Source organism: Microvirga sp. P4_G7 (assembly GCF_056401005.1).
In genome coordinates, this window is record NZ_JBFUKD010000184.1 from 1 (window position 1) to 6,166 (window position 6,166).

6 protein-coding genes are annotated in these 6,166 nt (G+C 60.5%); all 6 read right to left on the reverse strand.

Annotated elements, in window-relative coordinates:
* A partial coding sequence (locus AC1DT3_RS10150) for an ATP-binding cassette domain-containing protein (protein WP_477465133.1) occupies positions 1–218 on the reverse strand: 218 nt, incomplete at its 3' end.
* The gene (locus AC1DT3_RS10155) at positions 215–1,165 is read right to left on the reverse strand and encodes an ABC transporter permease (RefSeq protein WP_477465134.1); all 951 of its coding nucleotides are present in this window, start codon (positions 1,163–1,165) and stop codon (positions 215–217) included. The genes AC1DT3_RS10150 and AC1DT3_RS10155, both read right to left, overlap by 4 nt.
* A 9-nt stretch (positions 1,166–1,174) precedes the next feature.
* Positions 1,175–2,143 carry an ABC transporter permease gene (locus tag AC1DT3_RS10160; protein ID WP_477465135.1) on the reverse strand — a complete coding sequence of 323 codons (969 nt, stop codon included), beginning with the start codon at positions 2,141–2,143 and terminating at the stop codon, positions 1,175–1,177.
* Positions 2,144–2,201: 58 nt separating this feature from the next.
* Entirely contained in the window at positions 2,202–3,362 is a 1,161-nt protein-coding gene (gene argE / locus AC1DT3_RS10165; RefSeq protein WP_477465136.1) for an acetylornithine deacetylase, read from the reverse strand.
* Positions 3,362–4,945, reverse strand: a complete 1,584-nt coding sequence (locus AC1DT3_RS10170; RefSeq protein WP_477465137.1) for an ABC transporter substrate-binding protein — start codon at positions 4,943–4,945, stop codon at positions 3,362–3,364. Before AC1DT3_RS10170 ends, argE begins: the two co-directional genes overlap by 1 nt.
* A 390-nt stretch (positions 4,946–5,335) precedes the next feature.
* The coding region (gene speB, locus AC1DT3_RS10175; protein WP_477465138.1) for an agmatinase at positions 5,336–6,166 on the reverse strand (831 nt) is incomplete at its 5' end.

A 6,166-nucleotide genomic window follows, 5' to 3' on the forward strand; every position in this document is an offset into this window, starting at 1 on the left:
CCCGAAAGCGTGACCTGCCCTCCCGTTCGACGCAGCGGCGGCGTCAGAAGATCCACGATCGCTGCGCCCGTGAGCGATTTTCCGGCTCCCGATTCACCGACGAGCCCAAGGACTTCGCCGGCAGCAACGGAGAAGCTCGCCTTGTCGAGTGCGATCAACTCGCGGCCTGCCCTCGAGAGAGCAATTGTCAAACCTTGAACGTCGAGAAGCGGATTCATCGCCGTGTCCTCAAGCGTGGATTGAAGACATCACGAAGGTGGTCGCCGAGGACATTCGCCGCGACCACGAAGGCGACGAGAGCGAGACAAGGCCAGACGGCGATCCACCATTCGCCCGATTGAAGGAAATTATTGCCGTTCCGGATGAGGGTTCCGAGTGACGGCTGGGTCAGCGGAATGCCGATGCCGAGAAAGCTCAGCGTCGCTTCCGTTATGATCGCGGTCGCCAGATTGATGGTGGCAATGACGAGAACCGGTGCCATTACGTTTGGAAGGATATGCAGGAAGACGATCGCGAGATTGCTTCGACCGGTGATCCGGGCAGCGGCCACGTAATCCTGATCCCGCTCGACCAGCACCGAGGAGCGAATCGTCCTTGCGTATTGCACCCAGTAAGAGATGCCGATCGATATGACGACGATTCCGATCGACGTGCTGACGCTCTTCTCGGGCCCAAGCACAGCGCGCGCAGCGCCGTCGATGATCATAGCCAGAAGCAATGCCGGATAGGCGAGTTGGACGTCGGCAATGCGCATGATGACGGCGTCGACCATGCCGCCGGCAAAACCGGCCGCGAGCCCAAGCGCGCAACCGATGACGAGACCGATCACCACGGACAACAATCCAACAATGAGCGAGGTTCTCAATCCATAGGCCAACGCCGTTAGAAGGTCCCGTCCCTGGTCATCACTCCCCAGTGGAAAACCAGCTACGCCGTCGCTCGCCCAAAGTGGCGGCGTGAACGCGTCGAGCACTGAAGAGTTGGCGAGCTCGAACGGATCCGAAGTCACGAGCGGAACGATAAAGGCGAAAAGAGCGAGAAGGATCGCGACTAGACCGGCGATGCTTGCGCCAGGCGCGGTCCTGAAGGCGCCGACGAACCACCGCACGGGACCGGAGAGTGAGAAACTCGCCGGACGAAGAGCTGACGAAGTGGGATGACTCATGACTGAACCTCAGTGGCGTCCCAAAACGCGGGCATCGATTAGCGGATAGCTGAGCTCGACCAGAAGATTGATCAGCATGAAGATCGCGCCGACGAGAATGAGATAGATGGCGATCACGGGGATATCCGCCGTCTGGATCGATTGAAGGAAAAGCGACCCCAATCCTGGCCAGGCGAAGACGTTCTCTGTGACGACCGAAAACGCGATGATGTTGCCGAGCTGCAGGCCGAGGATTGTGACGACCGGAAGCAGCGTGTTCTTCAAGGCGTAGACGTACCAGATCCGGCGATGTGGAAGACCGCGTGCCTTGGCGAAACGAATATGCTCGCTCTGGCCGACTTCCATCAGCTGCGTGCGGATCATCCGAATGACGAACGTGACCTGAAACAACGAAAGGGTAATGGCCGGGAGAATGAGGGCTCTCCAGCCCGACGCTGTGAGAAAGCCTGTCGTCCAAAATCCGAGATCGACGGTTTGGCCACGTCCGAACGATGGAAGCCACGCGAGGTTCACTGAAAAGATCGCGATCAGGCCGATGCCGACCACGAAGGTCGGAAGCGTGACGCCGGCAATCGAGACGAACATGATCGCTCGTGCGGCAAACGATCTCGGGTGGATGCCGCAATAGACCCCTGCACTCGCGCCGACGACCAGCGTGATGACGAACGATGCGAACGCGAGCTCAACCGTCGCCGGGAGCCGTTCCGCAATCAATTTCGCGACGGGTTCGTGTGTCCGGTATGAGGTGCCGAAATTCCCCGACAACAAACCGCCGAGAAAGTCGACGAACCGCGTCATGAAGGGTTCGTCCAGCCGCAGCGCCTTGACGAGCGCCAAACGTTCCGCCGGCGTCGCGTCGGGCGAAAGCAGCGCCGCCAGAGGATCGCCCAAATTCGCGACAAGCAAGAACGCGACAAAACTGATCGCGGTCAACACGAGAAGTGTCTGCAAGATGCGCACTATCGAATATGCAAGCATGCGAACTCCGAGAGCAGTTTCCAGGTCCTGTCAGCCCGCTCTCGGGGTCTGCGGCTTCTCAGCGGCAGGTCTCACCCAAGCGGGTCAGAAATGCGACGCAACGATCCAGTTCGTCACAAGCGATCGATTCGTCCGGCTGATGCGCATCGGCGGCATCGCCGGGTCCGATGACCAGCGAGGGAATTCCGGCGTTTTGAAAGATGCCGGCCTCGGTGCCGTACGGCACCGCCCTCGCCCGGTCCCGCCCCAGTATGGCGAGAAGCTCGGCCTCGATGCTGGAATCGTCGTTGGGCCTCAATCCGGGAATGCGCGCCTGAACCTCGAACTTCACCCCTGTTTCAGGGGAAACGGCCTTCATGGCAGGTTCAAGCCTCTCTCGCGCAAAGGTTTCCATGCGTTCGAGCACCGCCAAATCGCTCTCTCCGGGAATGACGCGCATCTCCCAGAAAAAGCGGCACGTCTCAGCGACGATGTTGCCATGAAGGCCGCCGGCGATCTGGTTGACCTGGATCGTGGAATACGGCGGATCAAGTCCCTCGAATTGCGGTCCCTCCCGCATGTCGGTCCTGATCGTATTGATGTACGCGATCAGATCCGCAGCGGCCATCACCGCGTTGACATATCGATCAGGCTGCGATGAGTGGCCCGGTTTTCCGGTCACCGTCGTCCAACCGATCAGCCCGCCCTTGTGAGCCGAAACGACATCCATGCTCGTCGCTTCGCCGATGACGGCGTATCGCGGTTTGAGTTCGCTTGCTCCGAGCCATTCCGCCATCGAGCCGACACCGGTGCAGCCCACTTCCTCGTCGTAGGAAAAGGCGAGATGCACGGGACGGGTCAAGGTCTTCGTCGGAATGTTCTGCAGCGCCGCAAGACAACAGGCCAGAAAGCCTTTCATGTCCGTGGCGCCGCGTCCGACGACTTTGTTGTCCCGTCGCCGCAAAGTCCACGGGTCGCCTGTCCAGGCCTGTCCTTCTGTCGGAACGACATCGGTATGACCGCTGAAGACGATTCCTCCCGGCGCCTCGGGGCCGATCGAAACGAGCATATTGGCCTTGTCGCCACTCTCGTTCGGAAAATACCGCACCTTCGCGCCATACCGGGCAACCTCCGCCTCGACATATCGCAACAGGTCGAGGTTGGAGACTGCGCTGATCGTCGGAAAGGCGATCAGCTTTGCCAGATAATCCGAAACCGTCACGGAAGCGCGCGTGTCCATTACTTCACCGAGAAAAGGCGGAGCGGGAAGCTGAGATCGGCGGGCTGTACGACAGCCACGTTCTTCTTGACGCCCCAGAGAATGTTGAGCTGGTGGATCGGGATCAGGGCCGCGGATTCCTTGATCAATCCGAGCGCCTGCTCGATCTGCGCACGCCGCTCGTCCGGGTTGGTGTTCGATTGGATCTTTGCAATCAGCTCGTCGACCTTCGGATCGGAATAGCCGCCGATATTGAACGTACCGCGGCCTGTCTGCGCATCCCTCGACCCTGCGATCGATGTGAGGAAGATGTGGGCATCATACGTCGCGGGCGAGTAACCGAGAAGCGACAGACTGGTGTTGTAGCCCGGCGGATTGATCTGTTGCGCCCATTTCGCCGTCGGCTGCGCGCGCGGCTCGACCTTGACGCCGATGCGACCGAGCGAACTCGCGATGGCGATGCATGTCGCCTCGTCATTCATGAAGCGGTCGTTCGTGCAGTCCAGGGTGACGGTGAAGCCATTCGGATAACCGGCTTCGGTCAGCAGGGATTTCGCTTTGGCCAAATCGGGTTCGACCGGCTTGCCCAGACTGGCCGCATAGCCGTTCACTTCTTTGCCGATCGGCAGCCCGGTGGGAATCGAATAGCCGCGCATGACCTTCGTCTTGATCGCGTCGAGGTCGATCGCGAGCTGCATCGCCTGGCGGACGCGTTTGTCCTTGAAGGGGTTCTTGCCCTTGACGTCGCTGAACAGGAGTTCCTCCCGGGCGACGTCTGGCTGCAGATAGATCGTCCGCAGATCCGGCCCAGCCTTAACAGCGAGATTTTCCGTGCGCTCGATGCGCTGCGTGTCCTGTGGGGGCAACCCGTCGATCATGTCGACTTCACCGGAAACCAGTGCGGATACACGCGTCGAAGCGTTGGGAATGACGAAGAAAGTCGCCTTGTCGATGTTGCCGGAGGGCTTTTCCCAGGCGCCCGCGTTCAGTTCGAACTCGGTTTTGACACCGGGATCGCGCGCGACGATCTTATAGGGGCCCGTGCCGTTTGCGTTACGATTGGCGAAGGTCTCAGTCTTGTTGTCAGCGGCGCCCGGCTGAACAGCGCCGTTCTTCTCCGCCCACGCTTTGCTCATGATGAACCAGTTGGCGATCTCGAGCGGCACGATGGGATCGATGCCCTTGGTCTTGATATCGATCGTGTGATCGTCAACCTTCGCAATGCTATCCAACGTGGAGATGTTCGTCTTCACGCCGCCCGCCTTCGCGCGTTCGAATGAGAAGATCACATCATCGGCGGTAAAATCGTTGCCGTCCTGAAACTTGACGCCCTTGCGAAGTTCGAACCGCCACGTTGTGGGATCGACCTGCTTCCATGAGGTCGCGAGTGCCGCCTCGGGCTTGAGATCGACGCCGCGMCGGACCAGCGGTTCGTAGACGTTGCTGAGGACCGCGAAGACGAGGGTGTTCGAAACAGCGTGCGGATCCAGCGTATAGGCGTCGAGCGGCCCCGCGAACTTGAACGCGGCAGCGGAAACYGGACTCGCGAAGGCTAAACCGAGGCCGCAGGCTACGACGGCGCTCTTCAGGGGAAGAGATGACATAAGCTTCATGGCGATTGACCGTTCGTTCTGGAGTTGGCGGCTCCGGGTTCATATCCCGAATGCTCAGTCCACTGGTTGCGATCGGCGAAGGGGCCGCTCACCGAGGAGGTTAGCAACCCCCCTTTTTATTTCAAGCCTAAAATATCTCTGCAAAAAATTTTGTGCGGAACCCGCCCGTTCCAGCTTGGCCGCAAAGTGTCGGTGCCTGCCTGAGATGCACGGCAAAAACCCGACCAACGTCCAGCAATGCGGACCAAAGACAGCTTTGTAATGTTATCATTGTCGCGTGGGATCTAAGGCGAGGTGCGGCAAGGCCGCGGGACCAACCCTGACCGGCGCGTCGCCATCGACGRTGACCGCCCCCTTCCCGACAAGGTCGCCTCCCGGCCCTCACCGTTTGAGCTTGGTCGTCGCGAGGCAGAGCAACTCGAAGAGGACCTGCGCACCCGCTTGCGCCGTGTTGCTGGTCGCATCGTATTGCGGCGCGACCTCGACGACGTCGCCGCCGACCATGTTGATCCCGGCCATGCCACGCAGGATCTCCAACACTTCTCGGGGCTGCAGGCCGCCGACTTCGGGAGTGCCGGTTCCGGGCGCGAAACCGGGATCGAGGCTGTCCACGTCGAACGAGACATAGGTGGGTCCATCGCCGACGATGGACCGCGCCTTCTCGACAATCGCCGCGATACCCATGTTCGGCACCTCCTCGGCGTGAATCACCGTCATTCCCGAGACATACGAGAACTCCCAGAGATACTCGGCTCCCCCACGGATCCCGATCTGGATCACGCGTTCCGGATCGAGGGTTCCCTCCAGCACGGCCTGTCGGAACGGTCCGCCATGGTGAAACTTCGAGCCCTCGTAGACACCGCCCGTATCGCAATGAGCGTCGATATGGATCATCCCGACGGGACGGTCCTTGCCGACGGCGGCGAGAATCGCGCGGCTGATCGAATGATCGCCACCGACGGAGAGAGGCAGAACGCCCGCACCGACGACCTTGTGGAAGAACGTCTCGATATCCTCGTGGCAGGATTCCAAGCTGAAGCGGCTGCGAAACGGCACATCGCCGATATCCGCGACCTTGCAATCGGCCATTGGCGTCATGCGCAGCACATGCTCATAAGGCCCAACCCGCTCGACCGAGCGAACGGCACGCGGCCCGAGTCTCGCACCGGCCCGATTGGTGACGCCGAGGTCCATGGGGACACCGATGAGTGC

Excerpts from the sequence above, each read along its gene's own strand:
- argE (WP_477465136.1), bottom strand. The coding sequence starts at position 3,362 with ATGGACACGCGCGCTTCCGTGACGGTTTCGGATTATCTGGCAAAGCTG.
- AC1DT3_RS10160 (WP_477465135.1), bottom strand. The coding sequence starts at position 2,143 with ATGCTTGCATATTCGATAGTGCGCATCTTGCAGACACTTCTCGTGTTG.
- AC1DT3_RS10155 (WP_477465134.1), bottom strand. The coding sequence starts at position 1,165 with ATGAGTCATCCCACTTCGTCAGCTCTTCGTCCGGCGAGTTTCTCACTC.